Origin of the sequence: Cellulosimicrobium sp. 4261 (assembly GCF_040546915.1) — a bacterium.
GTDB lineage: Bacteria > Actinomycetota > Actinomycetes > Actinomycetales > Cellulomonadaceae > Cellulosimicrobium > Cellulosimicrobium cinnabarinum.
In genome coordinates this window covers 65,162-80,166 of the sequence record NZ_JBEPOQ010000013.1, presented here as the reverse complement: position 1 = coordinate 80,166, position 15,005 = coordinate 65,162, and the positions used below count along the sequence as shown (strand labels likewise).

Here is a 15,005-nt window from a genome sequence, read left to right as displayed (position 1 = left end):
GACCCCGCGCCGGGTCGCTCCGTCCGACGGAGCGACCCGGCGCTCGTCGTCCCGGGCGGGTCCGCGACCAGGCGGTACCGGCGCGTCGAGCAGGCGGTCCCGGCGCGTGCGGCGGTCAGGACGGGCCAGGACGGCCTGCTCGGCCGGTCAGAGGGAGTCGTTCATCGCCTTGGCGAGCGAGCGCAGGCGGGCGGAGTCGAAGAGGTCCTCGAGCAGGACGAGGTTGCCCGACGAGTCGCCGAGCGGCACCTTCCAGTTCGGGTACTCCTGGTCCGTGCCCGGCTGGTTCTGCGAGCGGCGCTCCCCCACGGCGTCGGCCAGCGAGACGCCGAGCAGCACGGCCGGGGTGCTGCGGACGAGGCGGTGCAGGGCCTCGACGAGCTCGCGCTCGGACGGGTCCTCGCCCACGAGCGAGCGCTCGCGCAGGAACGCGATCATCGCGTCGCGCTCGGCACGGGCGGCCCGTCGCACGTCGGCGACGTCCTCCGTCAGCACGCCCAGACGGTCCCGCAGCTCGACGTGCTCGCCCGCGAGGTACCCGGCGGTGGGCGGCAGGTCGTGCGTCGTGACGGTCGCGAGCGCGAGGCGCCGGTAGTCCTCCGGGGGCAGCGGCCGGCCGTCGTCGGTCTTCTCGAACCACAGGACGGACGTGCCGAGGACGCCGCGGTCCGCGAGGTAGTCGCGCACCCAGGGCTCGAACACGCCGAGGTCCTCGCCGATGACCATCGCGCCCGCGCGGTGCGCCTCGAGGCACAGGATGCCGACGAGGGCCTCGTGGTCGTAGCGGACGTACGCGCCCGCGTCGGCGCGCGCGCCGCCCGGGATCCACCACAGCCGGAACAGGCCGATGACGTGGTCGATCCGGATCGCGCCCGCGTGCCGCAGGACGGTGCGCAGCATGTCGCGGTACGGGGCGTACCCGGCCCGCGCGAGCGCGCGCGGGTGCCACGGCGGCTGGGACCAGTTCTGCCCCTGCTGGTTGTACATGTCCGGGGGCGCCCCGACGGACACCCCGGTGGCCAGCACGCCCCGGTGCGACCAGACGTCCGCGCCCTCGGGGTGCACGCCGACCGCGAGGTCGTGCATGATCCCCACCGACATCCCCGCCTCGCGCGCCGTGCGCTGCGCGACGCGGAGCTGCTCGTCGGCCACCCACTGGAGCCAGCAGTAGAACTCGACGCGGTCGGCGAGCTGCTCGCGCAGCGCCGCGACGGTCGGGCCGTTCGGGTCGGACGCGCCGGGCGGCCAGTCGCGGTCGCCGTAGTGGTCGGCGAGCGCGCACCACGTGGCGAAGTCCTCGAGCCCCTTGCCCTGCTCGGCGCGGAACGCGTCGAGCGACGCCTGCCGGGCGGTCGACCGGGGCGCGGTGAACACGACCTCGAGCGCCGCCTTCTTGGCCTCCCACGCGGCGTCGCGGTCGATGGGGCCGGGGTCGGTGTCGAGGTCGCGCACCGGGTCGAACGCCCACTCGACGAGCGAGCGGTCGGCCGCGGACAGGTACCCCGTCTCGCGGATGTCCTCGACCCTGATGTACAGCGGGTTGACGAAGCGGCGGCTCGTCGGGAGGTAGGGCGAGGGCGTCATCGGGGTGCGGGGCTCGGCGGCGTGCAGCGGGTTGACGAGGACGAAGTCCGCGCCGGCCTCGTGCGCGGCGAGCCAGGCCAGGTCCGCCAGGTCGGCCAGGTCGCCGACGCCCCAGGACGCGCGCGACCGCACCGAGTACAGCTGGGCCATGAAGCCCCACGCGCGGCGTTCCGCGACGGCTGCGGGCAGCTCGAGCCGCTGCGGCGTCACGACGAGCGTCGCGCGCGCGTGGGCGCCGTCGCTCTCGGCGTGCAGGTCGTGCCACCCGAGGGGCAGGTCGGCCGGGATCTCGAACGTCGCGCGGCCGACGCGCCGACCGTCGACCGTGCGCGGCTCGACGAACAGGTCGAGCTGGCCGAGGTCGCGGCGCTCGCGCGCAGGGCGCGCGGCGTGGTGGCCGGCCGCGCCGCCGTGGCGACCCTGCTCGGCCTCGAGCTCGACCCAGACGTCGACGGCGGAGCCGTCCTGGACGTGCACGGGGACCGGCACCGCGTCCCCCTGCCGGACGACCACGGTCGGGGGCAGCATCTGGCGCCACGCGTCGTCGCGCGAGTGCTCGAGGCTGACGGCGACCTTCTCCGGGGACGACGCGGGGACGCCGAGGGCCTCCAGCACGGCGACGAGGGTCGAGGCCCGGACCTGGCGGCGCGTCCCGTCGAAGTCCCAGAAGTCGGACGCGACGCCGTGGGCGTCGGCCAGCTGCACCAACGGCTCGGGCAGGTCCGTCTGCGGGGGTTCGCTCACGCCTGCATCCTGCCAGACCAGGGCCTTGCGGGCAGGACGATCGCCCGGCGTGCCCGGGGCGCTCTCATGTGCCCCGGGTACCCTGCCCGCATGTCCCTCCCCCTTCTCGCTCCTGCCGTGCGCGCGCCCGCGGAGGTCACGGAAGAGCTCGCCAACGGCTTCGACGCGAGCAACCCCGACGACTGGTTCGAGTGGTTCGTCGGCCTCCCGCTGCGCGTGCTGCTCATCGTCGTGATCGGCGCGCTCGTCCTCGCGGTCGTGCGCCGGCTCATCCGCCGCGTCTCCGAGCACATCGCCGAGGGCACGCCCACGCTCCGGGGCAAGCGGCTCAAGGGCCTGGGCCAGTCCGAGGTCGGCACGGTGCTGCTGCGCGCCAACCCGCTCGCGAGCGCCCGTCGGGCGCAGCGGGCGCGGACCGTGGGCTCGGTGCTGCGCTCGACCGCGAACATCGTCATCGGCGCGACGATCGTGCTCATGGTCCTCACCGAGCTCGGCGTGAACATCGCGCCGTTCCTCGCGTCGGCCGGGATCGCGGGCGTCGCGCTGGGCTTCGGCGCGCAGAGCCTCGTGAAGGACTTCCTCTCGGGCACGTTCATGCTCCTCGAGGACCAGTACGGCGTGGGCGACACGGTCGACTTCGGCGAGGTCACGGGCACCGTCGAGGAGGTCGCGCTGCGCGTGACGAAGGTCCGCGACGGCAACGGCACGCTGTGGTTCGTCCGGAACGGCGAGATCCTGCGCACGGGCAACAAGACCCAGGAGTGGGGACGCGCGGTGGTGGACGTCCGCGTCGCGTACTGGGCCGACGTCGAGGCCGTGCGCGCGGCGCTGCTCGCGGCCGCCGAGGACGTCGGGAGCGACCCGGTGCTCGGCACGTACTTCCTCGAGCCGCCCGAGGTCACGGGCATCGAGGCCATGACGGCCGAGGCCCTGCAGCTCAAGGTGCAGGTGAAGACGCAGGCCGCGATGCAGTGGGAGGTGGCGCGCGCGCTGCGCTCGCGCGTCCGGCAGGCGCTGTCCGACGCGCGCATCCCGCTCGCCGGGGCGCAGCAGGTGGTCGTCCTCGACCACTCCCCGTCCCTGCCCGACGACCGGGCAGACGCGCGGTCCGGCACAGGGCCCGACGACCGGCCCGACGACACGGACGACAGGTCCGCGCAGGCGGCTCGCGAGAGGCGCGGTGCCGCCGCGGCGACCGTGGTGCAGGACGCGGCGGGGGGCACGGCGCCCTGAGCCGCGCGGCGCCGTCGGGCACGACCACGACGGCGCCGGTCCCTCCGTGCGGAGGGACCCGGTGGAGGCTCAGCGCAGGCCGTCGAGCTCCGCGGCGAGGTTGTCGGCCTCCGGGCCGACGATGACCTGGACGACGCGGCCCGAGCGCACGACGCCGAACGCGCCCGTCGCCTTGAGGCGCGCCTCGTCCACGAGCTGGGGGTCCGTGACCTCCACGCGCAGGCGCGTGATGCACGGCTCGAGGTCGACCACGTTGCCCTGACCCCCGAGGGCGTCGAGGATGTTCTGTGCCTTCTGGTCCGAGGGGGTGCTCATCGAAAGTGTCTCCTGAGGCGAGTCGCGGGTGGGGATCCGCGCGGGGGATCCGGGGTGTCGGGGTGCCGAGCACCTGGGAACAGCCTAGTCTCCTGGCGAGGTTGTCACCGGATCGACGCGGCCCCGCAACGCCCCCGCAACAGGGACGTGCACGGCGGCCTGGCGGTCGACCGTGACGGGCACGCGTGCGCACCGGCCCGGGCACCCGGGTCGCACGCCCGAGGCGGACAGGAGCGAGGGTCGTGACGGGCGGAACCGAGGACGAGGCACGGCAGGTCATCACGGGCATCGGCGTGTGCCCCGGCACGGTCGTCGGGCCGGTGGTGCTCATGCCGGAGGCGATCGACGAGCCGGCACCCGGGCTGCGGATGGGCCCGCGCGAGGACCACGAGGCGCAGGCCCGGCGTGTCGACGCCGCGGCGGAGCAGGTCGCGGGCGACCTCCAGCGCGCGGCCGACGCCGCCGACGGCGACGCGCGCGACGTGCTCGAGGCGACGGCGGCCATGGCGGCCGACCCCACGCTCGCGGCCGACGCGCGGCGCCGCGTGCTCGACGAGCACCTCGTGCCCGAGCGCGCGGTGTGGGAGGCCGCGGAGGAGGTCGTGCGGCAGTTCACCGAGCTCGGCGGGTACTTCGCCGAGCGCGCCCGCGACGTCGCGGACGTCCGCGACCGCCTCGTCGCGGCCCTCACCGACCGTCCCGCGCCCGGGGTGCCCGAGCACGCCGAGCCGTTCGTCCTCGTCGCGTACGACCTCGCGCCGTCGGCCACGGCCGCGCTCGACCCCGCGCGCGTGCTCGCGATCGTCACCGACGGCGCCGGGCCGACGTCGCACACCGCGATCGTCGCGAACGCCAAGGGCATCCCCGCCGTCGTGGCGGCCACGGGGGCGAGCGCGGCGCTCGCCCCGGAGGACGTCGTCCTCGTCGACGGCGCGGCGGGGACCGTCGTCGTGCACCCGTCGCCCGAGCAGGTGGCCGCGGCGCGGGCCCGCTCGCAGCAGGTGCGCACGTTCGACGGCACGGGTCGCACGCGCGACGGGCACCGCGTGCAGCTCCTCGCGAACGTCGGCGACCCGGCGGGCGCCGCGGCGGCGGCCGCGTCCGGCGCGGAGGGCGTCGGGCTGTTCCGGTCCGAGTTCTGCTTCCTGGACCGCGAGCAGCCGCCCACCGTCGAGGAGCAGGTCGCCGCCTACCGCACCGTCTTCCACGAGTTCGGCGGGCGCAAGGTCGTGATCCGCACCCTCGACTCCGGCGCGGACAAGCCGCTGCACTTCCTCACGGTCGACGACGAGGAGAACCCGGCGCTCGGCGTGCGCGGGCTGCGCACCGCCGCCCGCTGGCCCGAGCTCCTCGAGCAGCAGCTCGACGCGATCGCGCAGGCGGCCGCGGCCGAGGAGGCCGAGGTGTGGGTCATGGCGCCCATGGTCTCGACCGTCGGGGAGACCGAGTGGTTCGTCGAGCGCTGCCGCGCGCACGGGCTCGACGTGGCGGGCGTCATGGTCGAGGTCCCGAGCGCGGCCCTGCTCTCCGGGCCGATCCTCGCGCGCGCGGCGTTCGCGTCCATCGGCACGAACGACCTCACGCAGTACACGATGGCCGCGGACCGGCTCCTCGGGTCGCTCGCCGAGCTGAGCGACCCGTGGCAGCCCGCCGTCCTCCGGCTCGTCGAGGCGACGTGCGCGGGCGGGGCCCAGCAGGGCCGGCCCGTGGGGGTGTGCGGCGAGGCGGCGTCCCAGCCGGTGCTCGCCGTCGTGCTCGTCGGGCTCGGGGTGTCGTCGCTGTCCATGACGGCCCGCGCCATCCCCGACGTCGCGGCGCTCCTGCGCGAGGTCGACGTCGACGAGTGCCGACGGCTCGCGCGCCTCGCGGTCGAGGCGGAGAGCGCGGCGGAGGCGCGCGCCGTCGTCCGCGAGAACCTGCCGGTGCTCGCCGAGCTCGGGCTGTGACGTGCGCCCGGACCGCCCCGGGCGGCGGCTCCGGGCTCGGGAGCGCGCCGCGGCCGGTGCGATGATGGGCCGGTGACGACCGAGCCCACCCCCCGCCCGACGCTGCCCGTCGTCGGCCTCTCGAACGGCGCGCCGGCCGGCCCCGCGGGCGCGGCCGCGCCGGTCCGCCCGAGCCGCACGTTCTACGACGAGGTCGGCGGCCACGAGACGTTCGTGCGCCTCGTCGACGCGTTCTACGAGGGCGTCGCGGACGACCCGGTCATGCGGCCCATGTACCCCGAGCAGGACCTCGGCCCGGCGCGCTGGCGGCTCACCGCGTTCCTCGAGCAGTACTGGGGCGGCCCGACGACGTACAGCGAGCAGCGCGGGCACCCACGCCTGCGCATGCGGCACGCGCCCTTCAAGGTCAACCCCGACGCGCGCGACCGCTGGCTCGCGCACATGCGCGCCGCCGTCGACACCCTGGACCTGGCGCCGATCCAGGAGGCGACGCTGTGGGACTATCTGGAGCGCGCGGCGCACTCCCTCCTCAACACCTTCGAGGACTGACCGACCCGCCGCCCGAGCGAAGGAGCCCCCACCCGTGACCCCCGAGCCCACCCCGCCGTCGACCTCGTCGGCCTCCCCCGGCCCGACGTCGGACACCGCCCCGCGCGAGCAGGTCCCGAACCCGCTGCACCACCTCCTCGACGTGCTGCGCCTCGAGCGGGTCGGCGACGGCGACGGGTCGGCCGCCGACCCGGAGCACTTCCGCGGGGTCTCCGTGCACCAGCCGACGGGCCGCGTCTACGGCGGGCAGGTGCTCGCGCAGGCGGTCCTCGCCGCGGGCCGCACGGTCCCCGAGGGCCGGCTCCCCCACTCCCTGCACGGGTACTTCCTGCGACCCGGTGGCCTCGACGTGCCGATCGACTTCGCGGTCGAGCGGCTGCGCGACGGGCGCTCGTTCAGCGCCCGCCGGACGCACGCGATCCAGCACGGCAAGCCGATCCTGTCGATGATCTCCTCGTTCCAGGAGGAGCAGGGCGGCATCGAACACTCGTCCGAGATGCCCGACGCCCCGGCGCCCGAGGACGTACCGTCCGCGCTCGACGTGCTCGGCGGCATCGACCACCCCATCGCGCGGTTCTGGTCGCACCACTCGGCGTTCGAGCTGCGGCACGTGGGCGGGTCGCTCTACCTGCACCCGGACCACGAGCCCAAGGACCACCAGATGGTGTGGATGCGGGCGCGGGGCGACGTCGGCGACGACCAGCTGCTGCACCGCGCGCTCATGGCGTACGCGTGCGACCAGGTGATGCTCGAGCCGATCCTGCGGCAGGCGGGCACGAGCTGGGTCACGCCCGACATGTCGATCGCGAGCCTCGACCACGCGATGTGGTGGCACCGCGACGCACGCGTGGACGAGTGGCTGCTCTACGTCCAGTCGGCCCCGAGCGCCCAGGGCGGCCGCGGTCTCGGCGCGGCGCGGGTGTTCGCGCAGGACGGCACGCTCGTCGCGTCGATCGCCCAGGAGGGCATGGTCCGCCTCCCCGCGCTCTGACGGGCGACGGACGCGCGTCGGCCCGACACTGTCCTGGTGCGACTGCGCCGCGTGACCGTGACCTCGCCGGGGTACACCCGCCGCCCCAAGGGCGACGCGTGGGTGTTCCTCGACGTCGAGGGCCTGCCCCTGGCCGACGAGGAGGAGGTCGTGCGGTGCGAGCGCCTCGCGGTCCCGCCCGCGTGGTCCGACGTCTGGATCTGCCGGTACCCCAACGGGCACATCCAGGCGTTCGGCCGGGACGTCGCCGGGCGCGGCCAGTACCTCTACCACGAGCAGTGGCAGGTGCGGCGGTCGCGCCGCAAGCACGACCACGTGCTCGACGTCGGCCGTCGCCTGCCCGCCGCCCGGCGCCGGGTCGCGCGCGAGCTCGAGCTGCCCGGCATGCCGCGCGACAAGGTGCTGGCGCTCGCGTTCCGGCTGCTCGACCTCGCGTACTTCCGCGCGGGCGGCGAGATCTACGCGAAGCAGAACAACAGCTACGGCCTCGCCACGATCCGCAAGGAGCACGCGCGCGTCCGCCGCGACGGGAGCGTGCACTTCCACTACCCGGCGAAGTCGGGCCAGGTGCGCGACGTGGTCGTCGACGACCCGGTCGTCGCCGAGCTCGTGACGACGCTCAAGCGGCGCCGCGGCGGCGTCGAGCTGCTCGCCTGGCGCGACGTGGACGCGACCGGCAGCGCCGTGTGGCACGACGTCACGAGCGCCGACGTGCAGGCCGGCATCAAGGAGCGGCTGGGCGACGACGCGACGCCCAAGGACTTCCGCACGTGGCACGCGACGGTGCTCGCGGCGCGCGCGCTGGCCGACGCCGGTACGGCGCCCGCGTCCGAGCGCGCCCGGCGCCGGGTCGTCACGGGGATCGTCAAGGACGTCGCGGAGGAGCTCGGGAACACGCCCGCCGTGGCGCGGTCGTCGTACATCGACCCGCGGCTGTTCGACCTGTGGGAGCGCGGCGAGACCATCGGGTCGACGCGCTCGCAGGCGCGCGCCGAGCGCGAGGTCCTGGAGCTGCTCGGATGAGGGCCGCGGTCACCGGGGTCACCGGGTACGTGGGCGGGCGGCTCGTGCCCGAGCTGCTCCGCGCCGGCTTCGAGGTCCGTGCGCTCGCCCGGCACCCCGAACGGCTCGCGGGCCGCGAGTGGGCGGACGACGTCGAGCTCGTCGAGGCGGACGCGAGCGACCTGGACCAGATCCGGGCGGCGCTCGAGGGCGCCGACGTGGCGTACTACCTCGTGCACTCGCTCGGCACCGGGCGCACGTTCGAGGTCCGCGACCGGCGCACCGCGCTGACGTTCGCCCGCGCGGCGCGCGAGGCCGGCGTGCGACGCATCGTCTACCTCGGCGGGCTGTTCCCCGACGTGCCGGAGGGCGAGCTGTCGCCGCACCTCGCGTCGCGCAAGGAGGTCGGGGAGATCCTGCTCGCGTCGGGCGTCCCGACGACGGTGCTGCGTGCCGCGGTGATCCTCGGGTCGGGCTCGGCGTCGTTCGAGATGATGCGCTACCTCACCGAGCGGCTCCCGGCCATGACCACCCCGAAGTGGGTCGACAACCGCATCCAGCCGATCGCGGTCCGCGACGTCCTGCGCTACCTCGTCGGCTCGGCCTCGATGCCCGACGACGTCTCGCGCGGCTTCGACATCGGCGGTCCCGACGTGCTCACCTACCGCGACATGATGCAGCGCTACGCGCGCGTGGCGAACCTCCCCCGGCGCCGGATCGTCAGCGTGCCCGTGCTCACGCCCCGGCTGTCGTCGCACTGGGTGGGGCTCGTGACGCCCGTGCCGAGCGGCATCGCGCGACCTCTCGTCGAGTCGCTCCAGCACGAGGTCGTGTGCCACGAGCACGACATCGCGCAGTACGTGCCCGACCCGCCCGAAGGGCTCATCGGCTTCGACCGGGCCGTCGAGCTCGCGCTCGAGCGCATCCACGACGGCGAGGTCACGACGCGCTGGTCGTCGGCGTCGGTGCCGGGTGCGCCGTCGGACCCGCTGCCGAGCGACCCCGACTGGGCGGGCGGCTCGCTCTACGTGGACGAGCGCCGCACCGTCGTGGACGCGCCGCGCGAGGTGCTCTGGCGCGTGATCGAGGAGATCGGCGGGCAGGGCGGCTGGTACTCGTGGTCGCTCGCGTGGCGCGTGCGCGGCCTCATGGACCGGGTCGTCGGCGGGCCGGGCCTGCGCCGCGGCCGGCGCGACGAGCGCTACCTCCGCGTCGACGACGAGCTCGACTGGTGGCGCGTCGAGGCGATCGAGCCCGGCCGCCGGCTGCTGCTGCGTGCCGAGATGCGGCTCCCGGGCCTCGCGTGGCTCGAGCTGCGCGTCGACGAGGCCGCGGCCGAGCTCCCGGACGCGACCGACCCCGACGCGCCGGGCCCTTCCCCGGAGGACGCCAGCGGGCCGGGCCGCACGTACTTCGCGCAGCGCGCGCTGTTCCACCCCCACGGGCTCGCGGGCCAGCTCTACTGGTGGGCGGTCAAGCCGTTCCACGGCGTGGTGTTCGGCGGGATGCAGCGCAACGTCGCCGAGGCCGCCGAGCGCGCCGCCCGCAGCGGCCGCCCCTCCGCGGACCGGCCCGGCGCGGGCGCCGGACCCGGTCGAGGGACGGGCTGACCGGGGCGGCGGCGCGCGCCGCCGTCCCGAGGGCTCAGCGGCGCCGACGGAACGTCAGCGGCTCCTCGACGAACGGCTCCCACGCCGCGCGCTCGGCCTCGCTGATGCGCCGGGGCGAGCCCGTCGCGGCGTCGACCACGACGATCGTCGTCGCGGCCTTCGCGTACGGGGCCCCGCCCGAGGTGGGGCCGGTGCGCTCGAAGCGCGCTGCGCCGTCGTGCACCTCGTAGCAGACCTCGAGGCTGGCCCCGCCGAGGTGCCCGATCCACAGCTCGACGCGGACGGGCGTGCGCGTGAAACCGAGCGGGCGCAGGTACTCGATCTCCTGGCGCGCGACGAGCGTGTGGCTCGTCGCGTGGGGGCCGGTCTCCAGGACGGCCGTCGGCCAGGCGTCCTCGCCCGCGTCCGGGTGGGTCCAGAACGCGGTGATGCGGGCGTCCTCCAGCAGGCGGAACATCTCGACGTTGTTGACGTGCGCGTACGCGTCGAGGTCCGACCACCGCAGGGAGACGGGGACGTGCAGACGGGTCATGGAGGGTCCTTTCGCTCGACGGGCGGCCCGGCGCGACCGGCAGGACGGATGCCCCGGTCACCGGACCGGGTCCATTCTCCACCGGCCCGCCGACCACGAGGCTCCTCCGCGCCGAGCACGAGGCTGCCGTCGTCCTGGCGCCCAGAACGACGGCAACCTCGTGCTCGGCGTCAGGAGGGGGCGGCGAGGTCAGGACGCGGCGACGAGGGCCGCGGCGCGGCAGCTTGCGAGCGCGGAGAGCTCCTCGCCCACGGGGAGCCGCACCCGGCGGTCGGCCACCTGGCCGACGGCGTCGCGCAGGCGCCGTCGGGCGCGCGCCGCACGCCGCCGTCCGCCCACCGCGGCCGCGGCGCGGGACACGAGCGCGACGAGCACGCCCACGACGACCCCGCCGAGCGCGAGCAGCGTCGGCCACGGGAGCTCCGGGGCCCCCGGCCCGCCGAGCGTAAGGACTGGCGTCGGCGGCTCCGGCAGGCGCAGGTAGGTGAACCCCCACAATGCGGCGAGCCACAGCAGGCCCACGACGAGCGCCGCGAGCACGAGCCACTGGAACGCGCCGACGACGCGCCACCACACCGGACGGCGGGCCGCCTCGAGCTCCGTCCCCGCGACGGCCTGGTCGAGCGCGTCGGCGAGGTCGGCCGCGCCCTCGGACGCCCGACGGCGCACGGCGAGCGCCCAGTCGTCCGGCACGCCCGCGGTGGCCTCGGCCGCGTAGTCGCGCACGGCCGTCTGGGCTCCGGCGCGCAGCGCGGCACCGACCGCCGGGAGCGAGGTCCGCGCGAGCTCGGGCCGGCTCACGGTGTCGGCCGTGCCCAGCTCCTTCGCCGCCCGCGCGCGCGACGAGCCCGGCGCGGGGCCGGTGCGCAGCCCGATGCGGCGCAGGGGGTCGGGCCGGAACCGGCCGACCCAGCGCGTCACGGGCCAGCCCGTCGCGGCGCGCGCGTCCCGCACGGCCGAGCCGCGCACGGCGGCGACGACCGTCGGGACGCCCGCCGCGGCCTCCAGGGCGTCGACCAGGCCGTCGCGCGCGCGGCGCGCCGCCCGCTCCGGGACGGGCTCGCCGCACGCCGCCGCGACGCGACGCGCGACCGCCCGCACGTCGGCCGCGAGCCGGTCGTTCGACGCACGACGCCGGGCCGCGGCGTCCGCGAGCAGCCCGCGCAGCTCGTCCAGGCCCTGACCGGTGCGGGCCGAGACGCCGAGCACGCGCGCGTCGGCGAGCCCGTCCTCCGCCGCGAGCCGGCGCAGGTCGGCGAGGCACGCGTCGGCGTCGGCGGGCGTGAGCCGGTCCACCTGGTTGAGCACGAGGACGACGACGGACCCGTGGCCCGCGAGCGGGCGCAGGTAGCGCTCGTGCAGCGCGGCGTCCGCGTACTTCTGCGGGTCGACGACCCACACGAGCAGGTCGGCGCGCTCGACGAGGCGTTCCGCGCGCACGCGGTGCTCGACGACGACCGAGTCGTGGTCGGGCAGGTCGAGCAGCACGAGGCCGCTCGTCAGCTCGCCCGCGCGGCGACCGCGCAGGAGCGCGCGCAGGCCGCCGCCCGCCCGCGCGTCGGCGGGGTCGCCCGACGTGAGCGGCGTCCCCATCTCGTGCCGTCGCCGCACCTCCAGCCAGTCGAGCAGCGCGGCCGGTCCCGCCGGGCCGGCGGCGGGTCCCGACGCGCCCCACACCGCGGCGAGCGGGTGGGACGTCGTGGGCCGCTGCACCCCGACCGTCGCGAGCTCGGTGCCCGCGAGCGCGTTGAACACCGACGACTTGCCGGAGCCGGTCGCGCCCGCGAGCGCGACGACGGTGTGGTCGGCCGAGAGCCCGGCCCGCTCGCGCGCGCGGGCGACCACGGTCCGCGCGTCGGCGAGCAGGTCGGCGTCGACGCGTCCCTCCCCCGCGCGCACGGCGGTCTCCAGCGCGGTCGTGCGCGCCGCGAGGTCGATCGTCATGCCTGGTCACCCCCCAGCAGGCGGCGCCAGAACCCCGGCCGCCGGGCCGGCTCGGTACCCTCGCCCCCCGGCGCGGCTGCGGGCTCGTCCGGGGGCGGCGGGGTCCACCCAGCGCCGCGCAGGAGGCGCGCGGCGTGCCGGCCCACGGTGGACCGGCCGCCATCCCCACCGGCCGCGCGGTCCGGGCGCGCGGACCGCTCGACCCGGGCCGCCGCCTCGACCGCGCGCGCCGCCTCGAGCACCGAGCGGGCGGTCTCGTCGGCGTCGGCCGTCCCGAGCGCGTCGAGCTGCGCGGTGTAGCGCAGCGCCTCGTCGTCGAGCACGACCCGCACGCGCTCCGCGAGCCGCTCGCGCGCGGTCCGCGTCAGACGCCGCACGGCGTCGTCGCCGAACACGGCCTCCAGGAGCTTCTGCGCGAGGATCGCCGTCCCGCCCGCGATCCCGACCTCGGCGCCCGTCAGGCCGCCGGTCGAGGCGAACACCACGACCATGAGGCTCAGCCCCAGCCCGTTGATCCCGAAGGACAGCGCTCGCGCCGCGCCACGCTTGCCCGCGCCCTGCTCGCCCACGAGGTCGAGCACGTCGGACTGCCAGCCCCGGATCTCCTCCGCGACGCGCGCCCGCACGCCCGCGGACGACCGCGCCAGGTCCAGACCGTCGAGCAGCGCCGACCCCGCCGGGTCCGCGCGCCACCCGCCGTACGCCCGCTCGGCCGCGGCGTCCGTCGCGTCGAGGACCACCGCCTCCAGGCCGTGCGCGATCGCCTGCTCGACCTGCGGCGCCTGCGCCGGACGCCCGCGGAAGAACGCCGCGAGCGCGTCGCGCACCCGGCCGACGCCCTGCTCGACCGAGCGGAACAGCTCGCTCGTGCCCACGAAGTCCTGCCAGCGCGCGAGCACCTCACCACGCAGCAGCACACCGTCGCTCGTCGCGGCGTCCACGGTCGTCGCCGCCTCGTCGTACGCGCGCTCGACGACGGCGCGCAGCCGCGCGTCCGACGCCGCCTGCGCGTCGGCCGCACCCGCCACGAGGACCGCCCGGCGCACGAGGTCGTCCACGACCCCGTCGCGCGTCGCGGTCGCGACCCGGTCCCGCTCGTCGCCGTCGGCCCCGAGCGCGGACAGCCACGACGCCACTTCGGCCACCGCCTGCTCGGGGAGGAAGCCGTCGACCAGCTCGGACTCCCCCACGACGAAGAGCGACGCGGCGTCGAGGCCGTTCTCGTCCATCATCCGGCGCAGGTCGTCCGCCACGGCCTCAGCGCCCGGGTCCACCCGGTCGAGCACCATCGCGACCTGGGCGCGGCGCTCGGCGGCGCGGTGCAGGAGGTCCCACGGGACGGCGTCGGCGTAGCGGGCGGCCGTCGTGACGAACAGCCACAGGTCGGCCGCGGCGAGGAGCTGCGCCGCGAGCTCGCGGTTCGCGGTCTCCACGGAGTCGACGTCGGGCGCGTCCACGAGCGCGAGGCCCTGCGGCAGCGCGTCGCTCGCCACGAGGCGCAGCGTCCGCGTCGGGTCCGGCGGGGTGACCGGCTGCCCGGTCCTGCTCCCGGTCGCGCTGCCGATCGACGTGCCGGTCGACGTGCCGGTCGACGTGCCGGTCGACGTGCCGGTCAGGGCACCGGTCACGCTGCCGGTCGGCGTGCCGGCGGCCGCGGACCGCGCGCCGTGCTCGCTCACGCGCGCGAGCCCGGGCAGCACGCGGTCGGTCGAGAACCAGCGCTCGTCGAGCGGGTGGTGCACGAGGACGGGAGCCCGCGTCGTCGGGCGCAGCACGCCGGGTGCCGAGACGTGCTCGCCGAGGAGGGAGTTCACGAGCGTCGACTTCCCCGCTCCGGTCGACCCGCCGACGACGACGAGCAGCGGCGCCGCGTGCGAGCGCAGCCGGGGCAGCAGGTAGTCGTCGAGCTGGTGGACCGCAAGACCGAGGTCCTCGCGCGCGAGCGCCGCGCCGGGCAGGTCGAGCGGGAGCCGCGCGGCGGCGAGCCGCCCCCGCAGGATCTCCAGCGCCTCGACGAGCCCCGTGGTCGCCGCGGCGCCCGCCGCGACCCTACCGGCGCGCGAACCGTCGGGAGGCGGGCCGTCGAGGCGCGGCCTGTCGGGACGCGGGCCGTCGGGTGCCGACGCGCCAGAGTGGACTGCGTCGTCTCCGGAGTCACCGCTGGCCGTCATCCCGCCAGTCTGCCGGAACGCCGCTGGCCAGGCCCGATATGACACCACAAGCCGCCGACACCACCGGCGAGATCGACCCGCCCGGCCCGACATCGCCCTGCGGAAGGTCGATCTCGACCGCACGGGCCGATCTCGCGGTGGCTCCCTCCCCCACGCGATGCCGGAGCCACGCCACCCCGACCTCCGCCTGCGCCCGCTGGAACGCGCGCGGGTGCGGGATGCCCGGCGGGAGCATGCCGACCGCGTCCCAGAACGCGGCGCAGCGCGCCGCGCCCGGCCAGTCGACGGCGACGGCGGCGCGGTCGACAGGCACCGTGCTGTCGCCCCGGAGGTCGCCGTGGACGAGGTGGTCCCCCGCCGTAGCCTGGCGGTCTGGACGGCTCC

General features: G+C 76.5%; 12 protein-coding genes. 6 read left to right on the top strand and 6 right to left on the bottom strand.

Features of this window, described 5'->3' with window-relative positions; genetic code table 11:
* Positions 1-147 precede the first annotated feature (147 nt).
* The gene (gene malQ / locus ABIE39_RS15250; protein WP_175008164.1) at positions 148-2,328 is read right to left on the bottom strand and encodes a 4-alpha-glucanotransferase; all 2,181 of its coding nucleotides are present in this window, start codon (positions 2,326-2,328) and stop codon (positions 148-150) included.
* Between the two features lie 90 nt (positions 2,329-2,418).
* On the opposite strand from malQ, the gene ABIE39_RS15245 reads away from it, so the two are divergent.
* Positions 2,419-3,561, top strand: a complete 1,143-nt coding sequence (locus tag ABIE39_RS15245) for a mechanosensitive ion channel family protein (RefSeq protein WP_354052402.1) — start codon at positions 2,419-2,421, stop codon at positions 3,559-3,561.
* Between the two features lie 69 nt (positions 3,562-3,630).
* On the opposite strand, the gene ABIE39_RS15240 is transcribed toward ABIE39_RS15245, so the two are convergent.
* Entirely contained in the window at positions 3,631-3,912 is a 282-nt protein-coding gene (locus ABIE39_RS15240; RefSeq protein WP_255181276.1) for a PTS sugar transporter subunit IIB, read from the bottom strand.
* 206 nt (positions 3,913-4,118) lie between these two features.
* Here ABIE39_RS15240 and ptsP point away from each other — a divergent pair, with 206 nt between their 5' ends.
* The 5 genes from ptsP to ABIE39_RS15215 all read left to right on the top strand — a co-directional run bounded on the left by ptsP (position 4,119) and on the right by ABIE39_RS15215 (position 9,974).
* Positions 4,119-5,822 carry a phosphoenolpyruvate--protein phosphotransferase gene (ptsP, locus tag ABIE39_RS15235; protein WP_175008162.1) on the top strand — a complete coding sequence of 568 codons (1,704 nt, stop codon included), beginning with the start codon at positions 4,119-4,121 and terminating at the stop codon, positions 5,820-5,822.
* Between the two features lie 102 nt (positions 5,823-5,924).
* On the top strand, positions 5,925-6,371 hold the full coding sequence (locus tag ABIE39_RS15230) for a globin (protein ID WP_354052416.1): 447 nt from the start codon (positions 5,925-5,927) through the stop codon (positions 6,369-6,371).
* A 34-nt stretch (positions 6,372-6,405) separates the two neighbouring features.
* On the top strand, positions 6,406-7,362 hold the full coding sequence (locus ABIE39_RS15225) for an acyl-CoA thioesterase (RefSeq protein WP_175008161.1): 957 nt from the start codon (positions 6,406-6,408) through the stop codon (positions 7,360-7,362).
* Between the two features lie 33 nt (positions 7,363-7,395).
* The gene (locus ABIE39_RS15220) at positions 7,396-8,385 is read left to right on the top strand and encodes a DNA topoisomerase IB-related protein (protein ID WP_175008160.1); all 990 of its coding nucleotides are present in this window, start codon (positions 7,396-7,398) and stop codon (positions 8,383-8,385) included.
* A complete protein-coding gene (locus ABIE39_RS15215; protein WP_175008159.1) occupies positions 8,382-9,974 on the top strand; it encodes a DUF2867 domain-containing protein in 1,593 nt (530 codons plus the stop codon). Before ABIE39_RS15220 ends, ABIE39_RS15215 begins: the two co-directional genes overlap by 4 nt.
* A 34-nt stretch (positions 9,975-10,008) precedes the next feature.
* Here the strand turns inward: ABIE39_RS15215 and ABIE39_RS15210 are convergent, their stop codons facing one another.
* The 4 genes from ABIE39_RS15210 to ABIE39_RS15195 form a co-directional block, all read right to left on the bottom strand.
* On the bottom strand, positions 10,009-10,506 hold the full coding sequence (locus ABIE39_RS15210) for an acyl-CoA thioesterase (protein ID WP_043658693.1): 498 nt from the start codon (positions 10,504-10,506) through the stop codon (positions 10,009-10,011).
* Between the two features lie 189 nt (positions 10,507-10,695).
* Positions 10,696-12,450 carry a GTPase gene (locus tag ABIE39_RS15205; protein ID WP_175008158.1) on the bottom strand — a complete coding sequence of 585 codons (1,755 nt, stop codon included), beginning with the start codon at positions 12,448-12,450 and terminating at the stop codon, positions 10,696-10,698.
* Entirely contained in the window at positions 12,447-14,621 is a 2,175-nt protein-coding gene (locus tag ABIE39_RS15200; RefSeq protein ID WP_175008157.1) for a dynamin family protein, read from the bottom strand. Before ABIE39_RS15200 ends, ABIE39_RS15205 begins: the two co-directional genes overlap by 4 nt.
* A complete protein-coding gene (locus ABIE39_RS15195) occupies positions 14,605-14,934 on the bottom strand; it encodes a hypothetical protein (RefSeq protein ID WP_354052399.1) in 330 nt (109 codons plus the stop codon). The genes ABIE39_RS15200 and ABIE39_RS15195 overlap by 17 nt, the downstream gene beginning before the upstream one ends.
* Positions 14,935-15,005: the final 71 nt, after the last annotated feature.

Bases quoted from the DNA above. Each gene is read 5' to 3' on its own strand.
- ABIE39_RS15245 (WP_354052402.1), top strand. From the start codon at position 2,419: ATGTCCCTCCCCCTTCTCGCTCCTGCCGTGCGCGCGCCCGCGGAGGTC.
- ABIE39_RS15215 (WP_175008159.1), top strand. From the start codon at position 8,382: ATGAGGGCCGCGGTCACCGGGGTCACCGGGTACGTGGGCGGGCGGCTC.
- ABIE39_RS15210 (WP_043658693.1), bottom strand. From the start codon at position 10,506: ATGACCCGTCTGCACGTCCCCGTCTCCCTGCGGTGGTCGGACCTCGAC.
- ABIE39_RS15200 (WP_175008157.1), bottom strand. From the start codon at position 14,621: ATGACGGCCAGCGGTGACTCCGGAGACGACGCAGTCCACTCTGGCGCG.
- ABIE39_RS15205 (WP_175008158.1), bottom strand. From the start codon at position 12,450: ATGACGATCGACCTCGCGGCGCGCACGACCGCGCTGGAGACCGCCGTG.